Genomic DNA, 20,871 nt, shown 5'->3' on the forward strand with positions numbered 1-20,871 from the left:
CTCCCAAGGTCGCCCGGCTGGCGGCCGGGTCAGGCGCCGAGTTCGCGAACAGCCTGAGCGAACGCGTCACCGCGCTTGTTGTAGTTGGCGAACATGTCCATGGAGGCACAGGCGGGGGCGAGGAGCACCGTGTCGCCTTCGACCGCCAGCCGCCGCGCCTCCCGGACCGCCGCGAGCATCGCCCCAGTGTCGGTCCGGTCGAGGTCGACCACGGGTACTTCCGGCGCGTGTCGCGCGAGGGCCTCCCGGATGAGGGCGCGATCGGCTCCGATCAGCACCACGCCGCGAAGCCGCCCGGCCGAGCTCGCGACCAGTTCGTCGAAGGTCGCGCCCTTCGCCAGACCGCCGGCAATCCATACGATCGACTCATATGACGCCAACGAGGCTTGCGCCGCGTGCGTGTTGGTCGCCTTGGAGTCGTCGATGTAGGCGACCCCGTCCACGTCGGCCACGTGCGCGATGCGGTGGGCGTCCGGGGTGAAGTTCCGCAGCCCGTCCCGTACGGCCGTGGCGGGCACCCCGAAGGCGCGCGCGAGGGCCGCCGCGGCAAGGGCGTTGGCGATGTTGTGCGGGGCGGACGGCACGACGTCGGAGACCTCGGCCAGTTCCTGGGCGTTCTGCTGCCGGTTCTCCACGAAGGCGCGGTCGACCAGGATGCCGTCCACCACGCCGAGTTGGGACGGTCCCGGAGTACCGAGGGTGAAGCCGATGGCCCGGCAGCCCTCCTCGACGTCGGCCTCCCGCACCAGGTCCTCGGTGAGCTTGTCGGCGGCGTTGTAGACGCAGGCGACGCGGTTGCCCTCGTAGACGCGGCCCTTGTCCCGGGCGTACGCCTCCATGGAGCCGTGCCAGTCCAGGTGGTCGGGGGCGAGGTTGAGCACCGCGGCGGAGTGGGCGCGCAGCGAGGGCGCCCAGTGCAGTTGGTAGCTCGACAGCTCGACGGCCAGGACGTCGTACTCCTCGTCGCCGAGGACCGCGTCCAGCAGCGAGACGCCGATGTTGCCGACGGCGGCCGTGCGCAGGCCCGCGGCCGTCAGGATCGACGCCAGCATCTGGACGGTGGTGGTCTTGCCGTTGGTGCCGGTGACGGCCAGCCAGGGCGCCGCGTCGGGGCCGCGCAGCCGCCAGGCCAGCTCCACGTCGCCCCAGATGTCCACGCCGGCCGCGCGGGCCGCCTCGAACAGCGGCTTGTCCGGCTTCCAGCCGGGCGCGGTGACGATCAGTTCGGTGCCCTCGGGCAGGGTGGCGCCGTCGCCGAGCCGTACCGTGACGCCCAGGGCCTCCAGTTCGGCGGCCTGTTCGCGCGCGCGTGCGTCGTCGCCGTCGTTGACGACCGTGACGACCGCCCCGCGCGCGTGCAGCGCGCGGGCCGCCGGGACACCGGAGACACCGAGTCCGGCGACGGTGACGTGCCTGCCCTGCCAGTCGGTCACTTGTCCGCTGCCCATCCTGCGTAGAAGAGGCCCAGTCCGACGATCACGCAGATGCCCTGGATGATCCAGAAGCGGACCACCACAAGGACTTCGGACCAGCCCTTGAGTTCGAAGTGGTGCTGCAGTGGCGCCATCCGGAAGACGCGCCGCCCGGTGAGCCGGAAGGAACCGACCTGGATGACCACCGACATGGTGATGAGGACGAACAGGCCGCCCATGAGGGCCACCAGCAGTTCGGTGCGGGAGAGGATCGCCAGGCCCGTCAGGACACCGCCGAGCGCGAGCGAACCGGTGTCGCCCATGAAGATCTTGGCCGGCGAGGTGTTCCACCACAGGAAGCCGAGGCAGGAACCCATCAGCGCGGAGGCGATGACCGCGAGGTCCAGCGGATCGCGGACCGTGTAGCAGGCGTTGGGGTTGGTCAGGGTCATCGCGTTGGCGCAGGACTCCTGGAACTGCCAGACGCCGATGAAGGTGTAGGCACCGAAGACCAGCACGGAGGCGCCGGTGGCGAGGCCGTCCAGACCGTCCGTCAGGTTCACGCCGTTGGACATCGCGAGAATCATGAACAGCGCCCAGACCACGAACAGCACCGGGCCGATGGTCCAGCCGAAGTCCGTGATGAAGGACAGCTTGGTGGACGCCGGGGTGTTGCCGATGGCGTCCGGGAACTGCAGCGAGAGCACCGCGAAGGAGATGCCGACGATCAGCTGACCGGCCATCTTCGCCTTGGCCCGCAGGCCCAGCGAACGCCGCTTGACGATCTTGATGTAGTCGTCCAGGAAGCCGACCAGGCCCATGCCGCACATCAGGCCGAGCACCAGCAGGCCCGAGTAGGTCGGCGCGTAGCCGGTGATCACCTTGGACAGGAAGTAGGCGGCGACCGTCGCCAGGATGAAGGCGATACCGCCCATCGTCGGCGTACCGCGCTTGCTGGCGTGCTCGCGCGGGCCGTCGTCACGGATGTACTGGCCGTAGCCCTTGCGCGCGAGGAGCTTGATCAGCAGCGGAGTGCCGATCAGCGTCAGGAACAGACCGATGACGCCCGAGAAGAGGATCTGCTTCATCATCGGGCGTCACCGCCCTCGGCACCGGACTCCAGGAGCGCCTGGGCAACGCTCTCCAGCCCCACCGACCGGGACGCCTTCACGAGGACGACGTCCCCCGGGCGCAACTCGCTGCGCAACAGGTCGACCGCCGCCTGTGCGTCGGACACGTGCACCGACTCCTCACCCCACGAACCCTCGTTATATGCGCCCAGTTGCAGCCAGGAGGCTTCTACTCCCCCGACGGCGACGAGCTTGCCGACATTGAGCCGGACGGCGAGCCGTCCGACCGCGTCGTGCTCGGCGAGCGCCTCGTCCCCCAGCTCGGCCATCTTGCCGAGCACCGCCCACGTGCGTCCCCCCGCGGCCTGTGCGGCTGTGCCCATTGCCGCGAGCGCGCGCAGCGCGGCTCGCATGGACTCGGGGTTGGCGTTGTAGGCGTCGTTGACGATGGTCACGCCGTCCGGGCGCTCGGTGACCTCCATACGCCATCGGGAGAGGGAGCCAGCATCGGAGAGCGCGGTGGCGATCTCTTCCGCGGACATGCCCAGCTCATGGGCGACGGCGGCCGCGGCGAGCGCGTTCGACACGTGGTGCTCACCGTACAGGCGCATGGTCACATCGCTTGCACCGGAGGGTGTGTGAAGGCTGAACGCGGGCTGTCCCGTGTCCGTGAGTCGTACGTTCTCGGCGCGTACGTCCGCTTCGGCCGACTCTCCGAAAAGGACCAGCTTCGCCTTGGTACGGGATGCCATGGCCCGTACCAGGGGGTCGTCCGCGTTGAGGACCGCGACGCCGCCGTCCTCGGCCGCGGGCAGCGCCTCCACCAACTCGCCCTTCGCCTGGGCGATCTGCTCACGGCCGCCGAACTCGCCGATGTGGGCGGTGCCGACGTTCAGGACGAGGCCGATCCGCGGAGGCGTCAGGTCCGTCAGGTAGCGGATGTGGCCGATGCCCCGGGCGCCCATCTCCAGCACCAGGAACTTCGTCTCCTCGGTGGCGGACAGGGCGGTCAGCGGCAGCCCGATCTCGTTGTTGAACGAGCCCGGGGTGAACACGGTGGGCGCCTTGGTGCGCAGCACCTGGGCGATGAGGTCCTTGGTGCTGGTCTTGCCGGCCGAGCCGGTGAGGGCCACCAGGGTCGCGCCGAGCCGCCGTACGACGTGGCGGGCGAGGGCGCCGAGGGCCGTCTGGACGTCGTCCACGACGATCGCGGGCACGCCGACGGGGCGCGACGCCAGAACGGCGGCCGCGCCCTGTGCGACCACCTGGGCGGCGAAGTCGTGGCCGTCCACGCGCTCGCCCACGAAGGCGGCGAACAGGCTGCCGGGACCCGCCTCGCGGGAGTCCCGGACCACCTCCCCGGTGACCTGGACGGACGGATCCGGTATGTCGTGCGTCTGCCCGCCGACGACTGCTGCGATCTCGGCGAGGGAGAGGGCGATCACAAGTTCATCCCTGGGTCTTCTGGATAGCTTCGCGAAGCACCTGGCGGTCGTCGAAGGGACGGACCACACCGGCGATGTCCTGGCCCTGCTCGTGGCCCTTGCCCGCGACCAGCACGGTGTCGCCGGGGTGGGCGCGGGCGACGGCCGCGGCGATCGCGGCGGCCCGCTCCTCGAAGAGGAGCACCTCGCCGCGCTCGTGGGCGGGCACCGTGGCGGCGCCTTCGAGCATGGTCGCGAGGATGGCGAGCGGGTCCTCGGAGCGGGGGTTGTCGGAGGTCAGTACGGCCGTGTCGGCGAGCCGGGCCGCGGCGGCGCCCATCGGGGCCCGCTTGGTCGTGTCCCGGTCGCCGCCGCAGCCGAGAACGATGTGCAGCCGGCCCTTGGTGACCTTGCGCAGCGCCTTGAGGACCGATTCGACGGCGTCCGTCTTGTGCGCGTAGTCGACGACCGCGAGGTAGGGCTGTCCGGCGTCCACCCGCTCCAGGCGGCCCGGCACGCCCGGCACGGCGGCGACGCCGTCGGCCGCGGTCTGCGGGTCGAGGCCCGCCGCGGCCAGCGCGACGATCGCGGCGAGGGTGTTGGCCACGTTGAAGGGACCGGGCAGCGGCGACTTGGCGGCGACCCGGACGCCCTCGGGGCCGAGGACGGTGAACGTCGAGTCCATCGGGCCGATGTGGACGTCCGCGGCGCGCCAGTCGGCGTCGGGGTGGCCCTCGGCGGAGTAGGTGACGACCGGGACGCCGGCCTCGCGGGCGAGCCTGCGGCCGTACTCGTCGTCGACGTTGACCACGCCCCGTTTGCTGCGTCTCGGGGTGAAGAGCTGCGCCTTGGCCTGGAAGTAGTCCTCCATGCCGGAGTGGAACTCCATGTGTTCCGGGCTGAGGTTGGTGAAGACGGCGATGTCGAAGACGCAGCCGTCGACCCGGCCGAGGACCAGGGCGTGGCTGGAGACCTCCATGGCCACCGCCTCGACCCCGCGCTCGCGCATGACGGCGAACAGCGCCTGGAGGTCGGTGGCCTCGGGGGTGGTGCGCTCGGACTTGATGCGCTCGTCACCGATGCGCATCTCGACGGTGCCGATGAGCCCGGTGCTGCGCGCGCTCCGCAGCCCGCCCTCCACCAGGTAGGCCGTGGTGGTCTTGCCGGAGGTGCCGGTGATGCCGATCTGGAGCAGGTCGCGGCCCGGGTGTCCGTAGACGGTGGCGGCGAGTTCGCCCATCCGCGCGCGCGGGTCGTCGGCGACCAGGACCGGCAGGCCGGTGGCGGCGGCGCGTTCGGCGCCGGCCGGGTCGGTCAGCACGGCGGCCGCGCCGAGGCCGGCGGCCTGGGCGACGAAGTCGGCACCGTGCAGCCGGGCGCCGGGCAGGGCGGCGTAGACGTCACCGGGGCGGACCGCGCGGGAGTCGTGGGTGATGCCCGTGACCGCCACGGCGTCCCGCGCCGTCTCCGGGACGGCGACGCCCAGCTGATCGGCGAGCTCCGCGAGGGGGGTGGCGGAGACCTGAACCGGCCTGGGCGGCCCCGGATACGTCACGGAAACGCCCTTCTGGGTGGTTTGGGACTGATCAGCGTGTGGCACGGCGGTGAGCGTACCGGGCGTACCCGCTCCGGAGCGAAGCGAGGGCTCTGCCGCCCGGCGGTTCCCGGGATCTGGGGTGATCGTTGTCACGGGCTCGTTCCTGGTGGTCTTTCCGAAAAGCTGGGGCGCTGATCAGGGCTTGTAGTCGACGGGCAGGTTCGCCGCCTTGGCGCCGGTCGGCGGGATCTGCAGGGTCTTGAGGGCGAACTCCATCACCTGCTTGTAGATCGGGCCGCAGATCTGGCCGCCGAAGTAGCTGCCGGCGGTGGCGTTCTGGATGGCGCAGTAGACGGTGATGCGGGGTTTGTCCGCGGGCGCGAACCCGGCGAACGACGAGGTGTAGCCGCGGTACCTGCCGGTGGCCGGATCCACGCGGTTGGCGGTTCCGGTCTTGCCCGCGACGTTGTAGCCGGGGATGGCCGCCTTGGCGCCGGTGCCCTGCTCGTCGTCCACCACGGACTCCAGCATCCCGGCGAGCGTCCGGGCGGTCTTCTCACTGACCACACGGTTCTTCGTGGGCTGGGCGGCCGGGGTGAAGCGGCCGTCGGCGCCCTTGGAGCCGCGCACCAGCGTCGGCTCGACCCGGATCCCGCCGTTGGCGATCGTCGAGTAGACGGAGGCCGCCTGCATGGCGTTGATGGAGAAGCCCTGGCCGAAAGGGATCGTGTACTGCTGCGAGGTGGACCACTTGGCCGGAGGGGCGAGGATGCCCCGGGTCTCGCCGGGGAAGCCGAGCCCGGTGTAACCGCCGATGCCGAACTTGCGCAGGTAGGAGTAGAGGACCTGGTTGGCCTGCTCCTGGGTCCTGCCGAGCTGTCCGGTGGCGAGGATGGTGCCGATGTTGCTGGACTTGGCGAGCACGCCGTTGAGCGTGAGGTACCAGGTCGCGTGGTCGATGTCGTCCTTGAAGAGCCGGTCGCCGCGGTGCAGCCGGTTGGGCACCACCACATGGGTGAGCGGGGTGGCGGCGTTCTCCTGCAGGACGGCCGCCATCGACATCACCTTGGCGGTGGAGCCGGGCTCGTAGGCGTCCTGGAGCGCCGCGTTGCCCATCGCGGCGGCGTCCGCCGTCGACAGGTCGTTCGGGTCGAAGCCGGGCGAGTTGGCCATCGCCAGGATCTGCCCGGTCCTGGTGTCCTGCACGACCACGTAACCGCGGTCCGCCCGGGACTTCTTGACCTGCTCCGAGATGGCGTTCTGGGCGGCCCACTGGATGTCCCGGTCGATGGTCAGCTCGACGTCCGCGCCGGGCACCGCCGGGGTCTCCGTGGAGCCCGCGGTGGGCACCTCGCGGCCGCCGGACTGGGCGTAGCGGATCTTGCCGTCCTTGCCGGTCAGCTCCTTGTCGAGCTGCTGTTCGATGCCGCCGCCGCCCTTGCCGTCGGCGTTGACCCAGCCCAGTATCCCGGCGGCCAGGTCGCCGTTCGGGTACACGCGCTGGCTGCTGGGGTCGGCGAAGACGCCCGCGAGCACGTTGACGGTGCCGCGGTCGGTCGCCGACTTGTTGGTGAGCGCGGTCTTCAGGTCCTTGATCTGCTTCCAGACCTGCGGGGTCTGCCGGGCGGCGAGCCGCACGTAGCGCAGGTCCCGGTTCTGCGGCCGCAGCAGCTTGACCAGGTCGGCCTGGTCCTTGCCGAGGATCGGGGCGAGCAGCGCGGCGGCCTGCTCGGGGCCGTCGTTCACCTTGAGCTGCTTGGCGGTGAACATGGTGGGGTCGGCGGTGATGTCGTACGCGTCCTCGCTGATCGCCAGCGCCACGCCGTTGCGGTCGGTGATCCCGCCGCGCTCGGCGGCCAGGGTGTGCACCACGTACCGGTTCTGCTCGGCCTTCGCGGCGTACGTGCCGGCGTCGACGGCCTGCACCTGGAGCAGGCGTCCGACGAAGATCATCAACACCAGGGTGAGGGCGAAGCCGACCATGCGCAGCCGCGGCCGGGGGCTGCCGAGCCGCAGCGGGCGCTGGGACGCGGGGCGCGCCGCGCTCGGCCGGCGGGCCGGGCGGGCGCCGGGGCCGGGGCCGGGGCCGGGGCCGCGCCGGACCGCGCCCCGGGGCTCCCGGGGACGGGGCGGCCCGGCGGGGCCGGGCACGCGGCGGCGCGGTGCCTGCCTGTCTCCAGAGGTGTCTGGCACGTCCGTCACCTGCCGGGGGTCGTGGTCGGGGTCGTCACGGGCGTGAGGGCCGGCGTCGGCGTCGCCACCGGGGTGGTGGCAGGCGCGGACTCCGGCGGGGTGTCCGCGGCGGAGCCGTCGGGCGCCGTCGGTACGGCGCCCGACGGCGTGCCGATGACCTCGGGGGCGGGCGGCCGGGTGGTCCCCCGGAGCGCGGCGGTGGAGGGGACGCCCTTGACGGTGCCGTCGGAGCCGAGGAAGACGGGGTCGCCGCCGGGGACCATGCCGAGTTCGCGGGCCCGGCGCTGGAGGGCGTCGGGTGCGGAGTAGGCGTCGATGTCCCGCTGGAGCGCCTGTTCCTCGTCGGTGAGGTTCTTGGTCTGCTTCTGCAGGTCGTCGAGTTTGAACGAGCCCTCGCTGAGTGCCGAGTTCAGCACCAGCAGGCCGATCAGGCCGCCGCCGAGCAGCAGGACGACCAGCAGGACGAACGGGGTGCGGGCGGCCCGGTTGGCCCGGCCGACCGGGAAGAGCCGGGCGAGCCGGGCGGCCCGTCCTTTCAGCTCGGGTTTCCTACTCACGTGTCCTCCGGTGGGTCCGGAAACCCAGCGTGCTCGCGCCGCTCATTCAATGGACTCCCTGATGCGCTGGGCGCCTCGAAGACGCGCGGGCGCGGCCCGGCGGTTCTCGGCGACCTCTTCCTCGGTGGGAAGTTCGGCACCACGGGTCAGCAGCTTGAGCCGGGGCTGGTACTGCTCGGGCACGACCGGCAGTCCGGGCGGGGCGGTGGTGGCGGCCCCGGCCGCGAACACCTGCTTGACGAGGCGGTCTTCGAGGGAGTGGTACGACAGCACGGCGATCCGGCCGCCGACCGCGAGGGCCGCCACCGCCGCCGGGATCGCCCGCTCCAGGACCGCGAGTTCGCCGTTGACCTCGATGCGCAGCGCCTGGAAGGTGCGCTTGGCCGGGTTGCCGCCGGTGCGCTTGGCGGCCTGCGGCAGGGAGTCCCGGATCAGCTCGACCAGCCGGGCGCTGTTGCTGAACGGCTCCTTCTCGCGCTCCCTGACGATCGCCGAGACGATCCGCTTGGCCTGCTTCTCCTCGCCGTACGCGTACAGGATGCGCACCAGGTCACCGGGCGGATAGGTGTTGAGGACCTCGGCGGCGCCGATGCCGGTGGTCTGGTCCATGCGCATGTCGAGGGGCGCGTCCTGGGCGTAGGCGAAGCCGCGGTCGGCCTCGTCGAGCTGCATCGAGGAGACACCGAGGTCGAACAGCACGCCCTGCACGCGCGCGATGCCGAGGCGTTCGAGCACCTCGGGCAGCTCGTCGTAGACGGCGTGGACCAGCGTGGCACGGTCGCCGAAGGGGGCAAGGCGCTCACCCGACAGGCGCAGGGCCTCCTTGTCGCGGTCCAGGGCGACCAGGCGGACCTCGGGGAAACGGGTCAGCAGCGCCTCGCTGTGGCCGCCGAGGCCGAGGGTGCAGTCGACGACCACGCCGCCGGGCGCCTCCAGGGCGGGTGCCAGCAGGTCCAGGCACCGCTGGAGCATCACCGGGACGTGTCGACTCTGGCTCAAGGGGGCCTCTCAGGTCCGCGCGGGAGATACGCACCGCCGGGTCCCCGCCCGCTCGGTACGCGCGCCGCGCACGTGGGGAGACGGTCCGGGCGCCGTGCCGGGGTCTCCAGGGGATTTCACCAGCGGGGAGAGTCTCGCCTCCCGCTTCGCGTCACTTTAGTCCACCGTGTCGCCCGGTCAATCAACCGGCCTGCGCGGCGCGTACGGCAGGGCGGCGGGCGCCGGGATCGGCGGGGAATCACCCGTACGGACCAGGTTTGCGCTCTGTGTGGGTTAGCTCACAACAAGCCACGATGATGTTCTTTGTGACCTCTCACAGCAGGCCCTGACCGCCCGTGACCAGTAACGTCGTCTCCATGACGACTTCCGCAGCAGCTCCCACTGGATCTGAAGGCGCCATAACCGATGGCGGCACCGTGACGGACCGCCTGGTCGACGCCAACCGTACCTACGCGTCCGCCTTCACCGACCCGGGCATGGACGCCAGGCCCGTCCTGCACGTGGCCGTGGTGTCGTGCATGGACGCCCGTATCGACCTGCACAAGGCGCTCGGCCTGCAGCTGGGCGACTGTCACACCATCCGCAACGCCGGCGGTGTGGTCACCGACGACGTGATCCGTTCCCTCACCATCAGCCAGCGCAAGCTCGGCACCCGCAGCGTGGTCCTCATCCACCACACCGGCTGCGGGCTGGAAGCCCTCACCGAGGACTTCCGGTCCGAGCTGGAGATGGAGGTCGGCCAGCGCCCGGCATGGGCGGTGGAGGCCTTCCGGGACGTCGACCAGGACGTGCGGCAGTCCATGGCACGGGTGCGCACCTCGCCGTTCATGCTGCACACCGACGACGTGCGCGGCTTCGTCTTCGACGTCCGCACCGGCCTGCTCCGCGAGGTCGACCCCGCCTGAGACCGCCCGCGGGCGGACCGCCCGCCCCGAGAACCGCCGCCGTACCCTGTCGGGACGCTGTCGAATACACGACCGAAAGGCCGCAAGGCCGACATAGTGCGAGCAGTTGTCCACAGGCGAGTGACACGAATCGGTAACGGCAGCAAGAATGCGGTGTGGGACGTCACGCGGAACCATTCACGCGTGGGGTCCGTGTTTCGGGGTGGGCCGGTTCCGCTGACAGAGCGCCGGTCCGGGCAATAAGGGGCCGAGGAGGGCCGGGTGACGACCTATGACGATCGAGCGAGCCTTACTGATCTGACCGCCACTGTGGAGCGTGTGCGCAGTTCGGTGGAGAGCGTGATCGAGGGCAAGCCGGAGGTCGTACGGCTCTCGCTGACCGTGCTGCTGGCGGAGGGACACCTGCTGATCGAGGACGTCCCGGGTGTCGGCAAGACGATGTTGGCGAAGGCCCTGGCGCGGTCCATCGACTGTTCGGTGCGCCGCATCCAGTTCACGCCCGACCTGCTGCCGTCGGACATCACCGGCGTGTCCATCTGGGACCAGCAGCGCCGGGACTTCGAGTTCAAGCCGGGCGCCATCTTCGCCCAGATCGTGATCGGCGACGAGATCAACCGCGCCTCGCCCAAGACCCAGTCCGCGCTGCTGGAGTCGATGGAGGAGCGACAGGTCACCATCGACGGCCAGTCCTATGAACTGCCCAGCCCGTTCATGGTGGTGGCGACCCAGAACCCGGTCGAGATGGAGGGCACCTACCCGCTCCCGGAGGCCCAGCGCGACCGCTTCATGGCCCGCGTCTCGGTCGGCTACCCGAGCGTGGAGGCCGAGTTGCAGATGCTCGACGTCCACGGCGGCGCGAACCCCCTGGAGGACCTCCAGCCGGTGGCGCACGCGCACGACATGGTGAAGCTCGTCGAGACCGTGCGGGGCGTCCACGTCGCCGAGCCGGTCCGGCGGTACGCGGTGGACCTGGTCTCCGCCACCCGCACCCACCCCGACCTCAGACTCGGCGCCTCCCCGCGCGCGACGCTGCACCTGCTGCGCGCGGCCAAGGCGTCCGCGGCCCTGAGCGGCCGGGAGTACGCGCTGCCGGACGACGTCCAGGCGCTCGCCGTGGCGGTCCTCGCCCACCGGCTGCTGCCCACCGCCCAGGCCCAGCTCAACCGGCGCACCGCGGAGCAGGTCGTCCAGGAGATCCTGCAGCAGACCCCGGTGCCCGCGGCCCCGCAGCAGCAGACCGGCTTCGGCGGCCTCGGCCGGGGCGTGCCGGCCTATCCCCAGCAGCCCCCGCGGAGTCGGTGATGGGCGCCCCGGCGGAGGCCGACCGCGAGGAGGGGGGCGGTGTCCGCACGGCCCTGGCCGGGCTGACCACCCGCGGCCGTTCCTTCCTGGCGGCCGGCGTCGCGGCGGTGATCTGCGCCTACATACTCGGCCAGAGCGATCTGCGCCGGGTCGGGCTGCTGCTCGCCGTGCTGCCGCTGATCTGCGCGGCAGTGATCTACCGCACCCGCTACCGGGTGGCCGGCAGCCGCCGGCTCTCCCCCTCGCGGGTGCCGGCCGGCAGCGAGGCGAGGGTCCACCTGCGGATGGACAACGTCTCGCGGCTGCCCACCGGCCTGCTGATGCTCCAGGACCGGGTGCCCTACGTCCTCGGACCGCGCCCGCGCTTCGTCCTGGACCGGGTCGAGCCGGGCGGCCGCCGGGAGGTCTCCTACCGGGTCCGCTCGGACCTGCGCGGCCGCTATCCGCTGGGCCCGCTCCAGCTGCGCCTGACCGACCCGTTCGGCATGTGCGAACTGACCCGGTCCTTCTCGACCTCCGACACCCTGACCGTCATCCCGAAGGTGGAGCCGCTGTCGCCGATCCGGCTCAGCGGCGAGGCCAAGGGGTACGGCGACGGACGGCAGCGCTCGCTGGCCCTGGCCGGCGAGGACGACGTGATCCCGCGCGGCTACCGGTACGGCGACGACCTGCGCCGGGTGCACTGGCGCTCCACCGCCCGCTACGGCGAGCTGATGGTGCGCCGCGAGGAGCAGCCGCAGCGGGCCCGCTGCACGGTGCTGCTGGACACCCGGGGCATCGCCTACGAGGGCGCGGGCCCCGACTCGGCCTTCGAGTGGGCGGTCTCCGGCGCCGCATCGGTCCTGGTCCACATGCTCGAACGCGGCTTCTCGGTCCGGCTGTTGACCGACACCGGCAGCGCGGTGCCCAGTGAGGGGGCCGACGGATTCGCCGGCTCGGGTCAGGACTCCGCGGACGCGGCCGGGCTGATGATGGACACCCTGGCCGTGATCGACCACTCGGACGGCACCGGCCTGTCCCGCGCCTACGACGTCCTGCGCGGCGGGAACGAGGGACTCCTGGTGGCCTTCCTCGGCGACCTCGACGAGGAACAGGCCGCGGTGGCCGCCGGCATGCGCCGGCGCAGCGGCGGCGCCGTCGCCTTCGTCCTGGACCCCGCCACCTGGGTGCGGGAGCCCACCGACGTGCCCGCGCCGGGTGACGCGCACGAGGAGCGGCTGCGGATGCTGCGCGAGTCCGGCTGGACCGCGGTCGGCGTGCAGCGCGGCGCCCCGCTGGCGGAGTTGTGGCGGCAGGCCGACCGGGAGCGGCTGTCGGTGGCCGCGGCCGGCGGGGAGGCGCGGTGATGAGCGGACGGGCCCGGCTGGCCCTCGCCGCGGCGGCGGCCACACTGATGGCGTCCTGCGCCCTGCTTCCCCTGGTCTCCCCGATGACCTGGCTGTTCCAGGCCGCGTTCCTGGTCGCCGTCCAGACCGGCGTGGGCGCGGCCGCGCGGCGGGTGCCGCTGGCCCGGCCGCTGACCGTGGCCGCGCAGGTCCTGGTCACGCTGCTGATGCTGACGCTGGTCTTCGCCCGCGGGCATGCCATCGCCGGGCTGGTCCCGGGTCCGGACACCTTCCGTTTCTTCGCGGACCTGCTCCAGCAGGGCTCCGAGGACATCAGCCGGTACGCCATACCCGCTCCGCTGTCGGACGGCATCCGGCTGATGGTGATCGGCGGGGTCCTGATCGTCGGGCTGATCGTGGACGTCCTCGCGGTGACCTTCCGCAGCGCCGCGCCGGCCGGACTGCCGCTGCTGGCGCTGTACTCGGTGGCGGCGGGCCTGTCCGACGGGCCGACCGACTGGCTCTGGTTCCTGGTGGCGGCCGCGGGCTACCTGCTGCTGCTGCTCGCCGAGGGCCGGGACCGGCTCTCGCAGTGGGGCCGGGTGTTCGGCGGGGTTCCGCGCACCCCGGGCGGCCAGGAGAGCGGTGTGGTGGCCCCGGTGCGCACCGGGCGGCGGATCGGCTTCGCGGTGCTGGGCGTCGCCCTGTTCGTGCCGTTCGTGATGCCCTCGATCCAGGGCGGCCTGCTGGACGGCACCGGGAACGGCGTCGGCGTGGGCAACGGGAACGGCGGCACGATCTCCGCGGTCAACCCCCTGGTGTCGCTGCGGGACAGCCTCAACGTGGACGAGGACCGGCAGGTGCTGTCCGTGCGGACCACCACCGCGGACGTCTCCGACCTGTATCTGCGGATCGTCTCCCTGGACGACTTCGACGGCACCACCTGGAAGCCGGCCCAGCGGCACATCACCGGCGTCCCGAACACCTTCCCGACCCCGGTCGGTCTGGGCGGCGACGTCAAGCGGGCGACCGTGCGGACCACCGTCTCGGCCGCCGAGTGGTACGCCCAGGACTGGCTGCCGATGCCGTATCCGCCGAGCGGGGTGCGGGTGGCCGGCACCTGGCGCTACGAGCCGGTCGGGATGACCCTGGTCGGCGACCACGGCCAGAGCACCCGCGGCGAGACCTACCAGGTCACCAGCCTGGACGTGCAGCCGACGGCGGATCAGCTGGCCGCGGCGCCGGAGCCGTCGGCGGCCATGAAGAAGGAGTACACCAAGGTGCCCGCCTCGCTGCCGACGGTGGTGGCGCAGACGGCCCGGGAGGTCACCGCCGGCTCGTCGAACCACTACGAGGAGGCGGTCAAGCTCCAGAACTACTTCGCGGTCGACGGCGGCTTCGAGTACGACACCCAGGTGCAGGTCGGCCGGGGTGAGGGCGCGATCGCGAACTTCCTGAAGCAGCGCCGCGGTTTCTGCGTGCACTTCTCCTTCGCGATGGCCGCGATGGCCCGGACGCTGGGCATCCCGGCCCGGGTCGCGGTGGGCTTCGCGCCCGGCACCCCGCAGGCCGACGGCTCGGTCTCGGTGGGGCTGAAGGACGCGCACGCCTGGCCGGAGCTGTACTTCGAGGGCGTGGGCTGGACCCGGTTCGAGCCGACCCCGACCCGGGGCACCACACCGTCGTACACCGTCCCGGACACCCCCGGCTCCTCGGTGCCGGACGAGACGCTGCCGTCCAAGGGCTCGTCGGCGGCGCCGTCGGCGGCGGCCTCGGCGAGCGAGAGCTGCTCGGCGCAGCTGCGCAAGCAGGACGTGTGCGCGAGTCCGTCGGCGGCGAGCGCGGTACGGCCGGGCGACGGCGGCCCGCCCTGGTGGCAGCTGGCGTTGTGGGCGCTGGGCGGATTCGCCGTGCTGGCGGTACCGCTGTCCCCGATGCTCTACCGGCTGCGGATGCGCGCCGGCCGGCTCGGGGCCCATGACCGCACCCCCGACGGTGCGGCGGCGCACACGCTGGCGGTCTGGCAGGAACTGATCGACACGGCCTGGGACTTCGGCGTCCCGCCGGACGACTCGCTGAGCCCGCGCGGGGCGGCCGACCGGATCGTCCGGCTCGGCGGCCTGGACCCGGTCGCGGCCGCCTCGGTGCACCGGGTCGCGGACGCGGTCGAACAGGTCCTGTACGCGCCGCGGCCGCGGCTGACGGCGGGTCTCGCGGACGACGTCCGCCGGGTGTCGGACGCGCTCAACGGCCTGGCGGGCCTTCCCACCAGACTGCGGGCGCGGCTCGCCCCGCGATCGGCGGTGCGGCTGCTGTGGGCGGCGTCGGCGGGTTGGGCCCGGCTGCGGGAGCGGGCGGCCGCGGTCCGGCCGGCCTTGCGCAAGCCGTCGGAACAGCGGAGCTGAGCGAACAGCCGGGCTGGGCGGGCGATCGGGCTGAGCCAACAGCCGCGCCGGACGTACAGCCCGGCTGGACGAACTGCCGGGCTGGACGGGCGATCGGGCTGAGCGAACAGCCGGGCCGAGCCGGGCGCCGGGCGCCGGGCGCTGGGGTCAAGCCGGGCTGTGGGCAGTAAGGCTGAGCAGTAGCCAGGCCGAGCCGGGCCGAGCCGGACTTCTCGGCACTGCGGCTGAACAGCAGCCGAGCGGCCGGCAGTACGGCCTGACAGCAGCCGGGCTGTCGGCAGCGGGCCTGAGCGGCGGCCGGGCCGGGCTGAGCGGTGGCGGGCCCGAGCAGCCGGGCTTGGCGGTGGTGGGGCTTGGCGGCTGAGTCGGGCGGCGGGAGCGGCAGGTACGGCTGAGGGGTGACCACCCGGTGGGTGGTCACCCCTCAGTCACGCTCTGTTCCGCCCGTGCGGCGAGGGCTCAGTGGCCCTGTTCGTCGCGGCGGCGCTGCCAGCGCTCCTCGATGCGGTCCATCACCGAGCGCTTCGGCCTGACCTGGCGACGGGCCTGCGGGGCTCCCGCGGGCTGCTCTCCGGGCTTGGGAGCCTTGCGCCAGCCGGTGACGGCCAGGACCGCGCAGCCCAGCATGACGAGGAAGCCCACCACGCTGACCCAGATCTGCTTCGCCACCATGCCGGCCATGAGGAGCGCGATACCGACGAGGAAGCCGGCGGCCGCCTGGTAGACCCGTCGCCGGGTGTACGACCGCAGCCCGCTTCCCTCAAGCGCTGTCGCGAACTTGGGGTCTTCGGCGTACAGCGCTCGCTCCATCTGCTCAAGCATTCGCTGCTCGTGCTCCGAGAGCGGCACGGCGTCCTCCTCATCGTGCAGTCGCCGGGGCGACCCGGGGGGTCCCTTCAGGATAGGCAGGGAATCGCCCCCGTGAAACCCGCCCCTCTAGGCCAATCGGCCAACCGGAATCCGACATGGGCGTACCGGCTCGCTGAGGCTTCCATTCCCCGGCGGCCGACCCGTCATGCCGAGCGGTCTCCCTCGATCATACGGCGCAAACCCCTCGATCGGGGGGCCTGTGGCGTACTCCATCCGCTGTCGAGTCCCTGATCAGCGGGCTCGTCCCAGGAGGATCTCAGGTCCCGGCCGCACCCGGAGTCTCGCCGAGCACATGCAGCTGGGTGGCGATGGCGTGGAAGGCCGGAAGCTCGGCCGCGGCGGCCTCCAGCTTCAGCAGCGCGTCGAGGGCACCGGGCTCGGTGTCCACCAGGACGCCGGGCACGAGGTCGGCGAAGACCCGCACACCGTGCACGGCGGCGACGGACAGCCCCGCCTCCTCGACGAGCGCGGTGAGCTGCTCGGCGGTGAAGCGGCGCGGCATGGGGTCGCCGCTGCCCCAGCGGCCGTCGGGGTCGTCGAGGGCCTGCCGGGCCTCCTTGAAGTGCCCGGCGAGGGCTCGCGCGAGCACGGCCCCGCCGAGTCCGGCGGCGAGGAGGCTGAGAACGCCTTCGGAGCGCAGCGCGGCCACGGTGTTGCGCACGCCCGCGGCCGGGTCGTCGACGTGCTCCAGGACACCGTGGCAGAGCACCGCGTCGTGGCCGCCGCGCTCGACCACGTCGAACAGCCCGAGGACGTCGCCCTGGACGCCCTTGACCCGGTCGGCGACGCCCGCCTCGGCGGCGCGCCGCTCCAGCGCGAACAGGGCGTTGGGGCTGGGGTCGACGACGGTGACACGGTGGCCGAGGCGGGCCAGGGGCACGGCGAAGTTGCCGCTGCCGCCGCCGGTGTCGAGGACGTCCAGCGCGTCCCGGCCGGTGGCCTTGACCCGTCGGTCGAGGGCCTCCTGGAGGACCTCCCAGACCACTGCGGTACGGAGAGAAGCGCGGGGTCGAGTGGGGTCCGGCACGGCAGTTGACTCCTCGGCGCGGCACCGCCTGTTGCCCGGCGGCGCGAACTCGGTGCCTTCCCGGCCCGGAGTGCGGGAGGGGGAAGACTTCAGGCGTGTTCCACCCTATTGCCTCCGCCGCCCCGCGATGCTCCCCGCCGCCTCGCTCCGGTCCTCCCGCGCCGGGCGTCCGGCCCCAGGTCACCCCGCGTCGGGCAGCCCCCTGTCCGCGGAGCCGTCCGACGGCTCGCCGTCCTGTCGGCGGGGTTGCGGCAGCACCGGCTGGAGGATGAGCATCCGCTCGACCAGGCGGAGGAACATCTCCACGTCCCGTATCAGGTCGTCGGCGTCGCGGCGGCCCGCCGCGCCCCGGATGCCCGCCTCGGCGCGGGCCCGGCGGCCGGCGCCGGAGGCGAACAGGGCGCTCCACTCGGTGAGCTCGGGCGCCACCTCGGGCAGTACCTCCCAGGCGCTGCGGATGCGGGCCCGGCTCCGGGGCGAGGTCTCGGGGCGGGCCCGGGCCGCGAGCACGGCGGCCGCGGTGCGCAGGGCCGCCAGGTGGGCGATCGCGTAGCGCTCGTTGGGGGTGTCGAGGAGAACGGCCTCGTCGAGGGCGGCGTGGGCCTGGGTGAGCAGGTCGAGGGCGGCGGGCGGGGCCGTGGCCCGGCGGAGCACGGGGTGCACGTCGCTCGCCGGGCCGGTCAGTGAGGGGGCAGGGCCGGTGGCGCGGCGCCGGTGGGCGGCGGCCGCTGAGGAGTTGGCCATGACGAACCTCCTGTCGTCTGGGTGACGGCTCCCTTACTCGGGGTGCCGTATGTGCCCATCGTGCGGTATGGCACTGACAATCCGTTCTGACCTGCGGCTTTGCTTCGCTCGCGAGTTCGGGCTAGTTTTTGCACTGACCAGTCAGTTCAAATGAAGGCCCCGCTTCGGACTCCGGTCCGGTGCGGACACCGTTGCGAGGGACAGGGGGATCTGTGGACGGCGTGCCCGTCACGGCCGAGGGGTTCGGGCTCAAGGGCCCGCGCGGCTGGGCGTTCCAGGGGATCTCGCTGGACGCCGGGCCCGGCGAGCTGATCGCGGTGGAGGGGCCGTCCGGCTCCGGCCGCACCTGCCTGCTGCTCGCGCTCACCGGCCGGATGAAGGCCACCGAGGGCACCGCGACGGTCGGCGAGGCCCGGCTGCCCCGGCAGTTGGCGGCCGTGCGGCGGATCAGCGCGGTGGCCAACGTCGCCGGGGTCACCGACCTCGAACCCGCCCTGACCGTGGGCGAGCATCTGCGGGAACGGGCCCTGCTGCAGCGCCGGTTCGGCGACTCGCTGCGTGACCTGGCGCGGCCGCGGGGCGAGCGGACCGCGCGCGCGGAGCAGCGGATCGACGACGCGCTGGCAGCGGCCGGACTCGACACGGAGTCGCTGCCGAAGGGCGCCAGGACCGCCGTACGGGATCTGGAGCGGATCGAGGCGCTGCGGCTGTCGGTGGCGCTGGCGCTGGTCGGCCGGCCGCGGCTGCTGGCCGTGGACGACGCGGACCTGAAGCTGTCGGCGGCCGAACGGGCCGAGGTGCGGGCGCTGTTGGCGGCGATCGCCGAGGCCGGCACGACCGTGCTGGCGGTGTGCGGGGAGCCCCTCGACGGGGCCGTCGTGGTGCGCACGGGGACGGTGCGCGAAGAGGAGACCGGGGTGCCCGAGGGCCCCGCGACCGGGGAGGAGACCGGCGATGCGCTCGCCACGACTGGCCGCTCTTGAGCTCAGGCGCTTCGGGCGCGGAAGGCTGCCGCGCGCGGCCCTGGTGGCCCTGCTGGTGCTGCCGCTGCTGTACGGCGCGCTCTACCTGTGGTCGTTCTGGGATCCGTACGGCCGGCTCGACCGCATCCCGGTGGCGCTCGTGAACGACGACAAGGGGGCGAGCGCCGACGGCGAGAAGATCAGCGCGGGCGCCGACATCGTCGACGGGCTGGGGGACAGCAGGACGTTCGACTGGCACCGGGTGAGCGCGGCCGAGGCCCGGCGGGGCGTCGAGAACGGCACCTACTACCTGTCGCTGACCATGCCCGCCGACTTCAGCGCGCGGATCGCCTCCAGCGCCGGCGACTCCCCGGAGACCGGCGCGCTCCAGGTGCGCACGAACGACGCGAACAACTACATCGTCGGCCAGATCTCCCGCACGGTCTTCAACGAGGTGCGCTCGGCCGCGTCCGCCAAGGCCTCCCGGTCCTTCCTGGACCGCATCTTCATCTCGTTCGCCGACATCCACGGGCAGACCGTGAAGGCCGCCGAGGGCGCCGACACGCTCACCGGTGGCATCGGGAAGGCCGAGAAGGGCTCGAAGGATCTCGCCGACGGGCTGGCGGACGCCAAGTCGGGCAGCGGGAAGCTCGTCAAGGGGATCAGGAAACTGGACTCGGGCTCGGGGACCCTCGAGGACGGTTCCCGGCAGGTCGCGGACGGCACGCGGAGCCTCGCGGACCGGGTCGACGGCGTGTACGCCAAGGTGGGCCCGTATCTCAGGGACAACGAGAAGACCATCGGCGACACGGCGCGGCTGGTCGCCGACTCGGCGCGGACCGTCCGCGGCAACCTGGACGTCCTGGTGAAGGCCGCCCCGGCGGCCGCGAAGACCGCGCACACGGCCGCCGCCACGCTGGACGAGGTCTACCGGGCACGCTGCTCGGCCGGGCTGCTCGACGATCCCGTCTGCCCCGACCTGAAGAAGGCAAGGGACGCGGCCGACGACGTGGCCGCCGTCGCCGACGACCTCGACACCCTGATCGCGGACCAGCACGGCGACCTGAAGACGCTCGACGCCGACCTCGGCGTCCTGCAGAAGCAGGCCGACGCCCTCGCCGACCGGGCCCCGCACCTCTCCGAGGACGTCGCCGACGCCGTCAAGAAGATCGACAAGCTGAACGACGGCGCGGCCCGGGTGGCCGCGGGCGCGGCGCGGCTGCACACCGGTCTCGGCACGGCGCTGACCGGCGCGACCGGCCTGGACTCGGGTCTCGGCAAGCTCAGGACCGGCGCCGCCGACCTGAACGGCGGGATGTACAAGCTCGTCGACGGCTCCGGCCGGCTGGCCGGCGGTCTGCACGACGGCGCGTCGCAGATCCCCGACTACGGCAAGCACGACCGCGACCGGCGCACCGGCGTGATGGCCGATCCGGTCCAGCTCGCCTCCAGGGACCTGCACAAGGCGCCCAACTACGGCACCGGTTTCGCCCCGTACTTCATCCCGCTGTCCCTGTGGGTGGGCGCGATGGTCGCCTACATGCTGATCCAGCCGCTCAACCGGCGTGCCCTGGCGGCGGGTTCGGCGGCCTGGCGGATCGCGCTCGCCGGCTGGCTGCCGGTGGCCGCGATCGGGGTGCTGCAGACGGCCGCCCTGATGGCCGTGCTGCACTGGGCGATCGGCCTGGAGATGGTCCGTGCGGCCGGGACGGTCGGGTTCCTGTTCCTGGTGACGGCGTGCTTCGCCGCGATCGTGCAGTGGCTGAACGCCCGCTTCGGGGCGGCGGGACGGATCCTGGTGCTGGCGCTGCTGATGCTCCAGCTCACCTCGGCGGGCGGCACCTACCCGGTGCAGACCAGCCCGGCCTTCTTCAACGCGATCCATCCGTTCCTGCCGATGAGCTACATCGTGGAGGCCCTGCGCAGGCTGATCACGGGCGGCGGTCTGGGCCCGGTGTGGCAGGCCTGCGCGGTCCTGACGGCGTTCACGGCGGGCGCCCTCGCGCTCACCGCGCTGTCGGCCCGGCGCCGCCAGGTGTGGACACTGGACCGGCTGCATCCGGAGCTGACGCTGTGAGGAGACCGAGGTCCGCCCCCGCCGTGTCCGCGGGGCCCGCCGTTCCTGTGAGAATCGGGGCC

16 protein-coding genes are annotated in these 20,871 nt (G+C 72.7%); 6 read left to right on the forward strand and 10 right to left on the reverse strand.

Translation table 11 applies throughout. The features are described from left to right. Positions 1-29: 29 nt before the first annotated feature. From murD to rsmH, 7 genes are all read right to left on the reverse strand, one after another. Entirely contained in the window at positions 30-1,448 is a 1,419-nt protein-coding gene (gene murD / locus ACIRQ9_RS24795) for a UDP-N-acetylmuramoyl-L-alanine--D-glutamate ligase (RefSeq protein WP_404177377.1), read from the reverse strand. Then, positions 1,430-2,500, reverse strand: a complete 1,071-nt coding sequence (gene mraY / locus ACIRQ9_RS24800; RefSeq protein ID WP_351325381.1) for a phospho-N-acetylmuramoyl-pentapeptide-transferase — start codon at positions 2,498-2,500, stop codon at positions 1,430-1,432. Before mraY ends, murD begins: the two co-directional genes overlap by 19 nt. Further along, complete coding sequence (murF, locus tag ACIRQ9_RS24805; protein ID WP_404177380.1) at positions 2,500-3,927, reverse strand: UDP-N-acetylmuramoyl-tripeptide--D-alanyl-D-alanine ligase; 1,428 nt, start codon at positions 3,925-3,927, stop codon at positions 2,500-2,502. The genes mraY and murF overlap by 1 nt, the downstream gene beginning before the upstream one ends. 4 nt (positions 3,928-3,931) lie before the next feature. Continuing rightward, positions 3,932-5,461, reverse strand: coding sequence for a UDP-N-acetylmuramoyl-L-alanyl-D-glutamate--2,6-diaminopimelate ligase (locus ACIRQ9_RS24810; protein ID WP_404177488.1), 1,530 nt, complete (start codon positions 5,459-5,461; stop codon positions 3,932-3,934). Positions 5,462-5,638: 177 nt separating this feature from the next. Further along, entirely contained in the window at positions 5,639-7,636 is a 1,998-nt protein-coding gene (locus ACIRQ9_RS24815) for a peptidoglycan D,D-transpeptidase FtsI family protein (protein WP_404177383.1), read from the reverse strand. Positions 7,637-7,641: 5 nt separating this feature from the next. After that, complete coding sequence (locus tag ACIRQ9_RS24820) at positions 7,642-8,193, reverse strand: septum formation initiator family protein (RefSeq protein WP_404177386.1); 552 nt, start codon at positions 8,191-8,193, stop codon at positions 7,642-7,644. 42 nt (positions 8,194-8,235) lie between these two features. Next, positions 8,236-9,192 (reverse strand): 16S rRNA (cytosine(1402)-N(4))-methyltransferase RsmH, encoded by a 957-nt coding sequence (rsmH, locus tag ACIRQ9_RS24825; RefSeq protein WP_404177389.1) that lies wholly within the window; start codon positions 9,190-9,192, stop codon positions 8,236-8,238. A gap of 356 nt (positions 9,193-9,548) precedes the next feature. Here rsmH and ACIRQ9_RS24830 point away from each other — a divergent pair, with 356 nt between their 5' ends. The 4 genes from ACIRQ9_RS24830 to ACIRQ9_RS24845 all read left to right on the forward strand — a co-directional run bounded on the left by ACIRQ9_RS24830 (position 9,549) and on the right by ACIRQ9_RS24845 (position 15,129). Beyond that, positions 9,549-10,097 carry a beta-class carbonic anhydrase gene (locus tag ACIRQ9_RS24830; RefSeq protein WP_404177392.1) on the forward strand — a complete coding sequence of 183 codons (549 nt, stop codon included), beginning with the start codon at positions 9,549-9,551 and terminating at the stop codon, positions 10,095-10,097. Between the two features lie 261 nt (positions 10,098-10,358). Next, positions 10,359-11,399 carry an AAA family ATPase gene (locus tag ACIRQ9_RS24835; RefSeq protein WP_404177394.1) on the forward strand — a complete coding sequence of 347 codons (1,041 nt, stop codon included), beginning with the start codon at positions 10,359-10,361 and terminating at the stop codon, positions 11,397-11,399. Then, on the forward strand, positions 11,399-12,745 hold the full coding sequence (locus tag ACIRQ9_RS24840) for a DUF58 domain-containing protein (RefSeq protein ID WP_404177396.1): 1,347 nt from the start codon (positions 11,399-11,401) through the stop codon (positions 12,743-12,745). Before ACIRQ9_RS24835 ends, ACIRQ9_RS24840 begins: the two co-directional genes overlap by 1 nt. Then, positions 12,745-15,129 carry a DUF3488 and DUF4129 domain-containing transglutaminase family protein gene (locus ACIRQ9_RS24845; RefSeq protein ID WP_404177398.1) on the forward strand — a complete coding sequence of 795 codons (2,385 nt, stop codon included), beginning with the start codon at positions 12,745-12,747 and terminating at the stop codon, positions 15,127-15,129. Before ACIRQ9_RS24840 ends, ACIRQ9_RS24845 begins: the two co-directional genes overlap by 1 nt. Before the next feature lie 459 nt (positions 15,130-15,588). On the opposite strand, the gene ACIRQ9_RS24850 is transcribed toward ACIRQ9_RS24845, so the two are convergent. The 3 genes from ACIRQ9_RS24850 to ACIRQ9_RS24860 all read right to left on the reverse strand — a co-directional run bounded on the left by ACIRQ9_RS24850 (position 15,589) and on the right by ACIRQ9_RS24860 (position 17,770). Further along, positions 15,589-15,978 (reverse strand): DUF3040 domain-containing protein, encoded by a 390-nt coding sequence (locus ACIRQ9_RS24850; RefSeq protein WP_404177401.1) that lies wholly within the window; start codon positions 15,976-15,978, stop codon positions 15,589-15,591. 277 nt (positions 15,979-16,255) lie between these two features. Beyond that, a complete protein-coding gene (locus ACIRQ9_RS24855; protein ID WP_404177404.1) occupies positions 16,256-17,026 on the reverse strand; it encodes a methyltransferase in 771 nt (256 codons plus the stop codon). A 180-nt stretch (positions 17,027-17,206) separates the two neighbouring features. Beyond that, on the reverse strand, positions 17,207-17,770 hold the full coding sequence (locus ACIRQ9_RS24860; protein WP_404177407.1) for an SAV_6107 family HEPN domain-containing protein: 564 nt from the start codon (positions 17,768-17,770) through the stop codon (positions 17,207-17,209). A 212-nt stretch (positions 17,771-17,982) separates the two neighbouring features. On the opposite strand from ACIRQ9_RS24860, the gene ACIRQ9_RS24865 reads away from it, so the two are divergent. Then, a complete protein-coding gene (locus tag ACIRQ9_RS24865; protein ID WP_404177410.1) occupies positions 17,983-18,753 on the forward strand; it encodes an ATP-binding cassette domain-containing protein in 771 nt (256 codons plus the stop codon). After that, positions 18,725-20,809 carry a YhgE/Pip family protein gene (locus tag ACIRQ9_RS24870; RefSeq protein WP_404177413.1) on the forward strand — a complete coding sequence of 695 codons (2,085 nt, stop codon included), beginning with the start codon at positions 18,725-18,727 and terminating at the stop codon, positions 20,807-20,809. Before ACIRQ9_RS24865 ends, ACIRQ9_RS24870 begins: the two co-directional genes overlap by 29 nt. Positions 20,810-20,871: the final 62 nt, after the last annotated feature.

It is taken from the genome of Streptomyces sp. NPDC101237 (assembly GCF_044767465.1).
Lineage (GTDB): Bacteria > Actinomycetota > Actinomycetes > Streptomycetales > Streptomycetaceae > Streptomyces > Streptomyces gramineus.

What these genes read in the sequence shown, in the direction of transcription:
- ACIRQ9_RS24840 (WP_404177396.1), top strand. Translation starts at nt 11,399, where the DNA reads ATGGGCGCCCCGGCGGAGGCCGACCGCGAGGAGGGGGGCGGTGTCCGC.
- ACIRQ9_RS24860 (WP_404177407.1), bottom strand. Translation starts at nt 17,770, where the DNA reads ATGGCCAACTCCTCAGCGGCCGCCGCCCACCGGCGCCGCGCCACCGGC.
- ACIRQ9_RS24845 (WP_404177398.1), top strand. Translation starts at nt 12,745, where the DNA reads ATGAGCGGACGGGCCCGGCTGGCCCTCGCCGCGGCGGCGGCCACACTG.
- mraY (WP_351325381.1), bottom strand. Translation starts at nt 2,500, where the DNA reads ATGAAGCAGATCCTCTTCTCGGGCGTCATCGGTCTGTTCCTGACGCTG.
- ACIRQ9_RS24870 (WP_404177413.1), top strand. Translation starts at nt 18,725, where the DNA reads ATGCGCTCGCCACGACTGGCCGCTCTTGAGCTCAGGCGCTTCGGGCGC.
- ACIRQ9_RS24830 (WP_404177392.1), top strand. Translation starts at nt 9,549, where the DNA reads ATGACGACTTCCGCAGCAGCTCCCACTGGATCTGAAGGCGCCATAACC.
- murD (WP_404177377.1), bottom strand. Translation starts at nt 1,448, where the DNA reads ATGGGCAGCGGACAAGTGACCGACTGGCAGGGCAGGCACGTCACCGTC.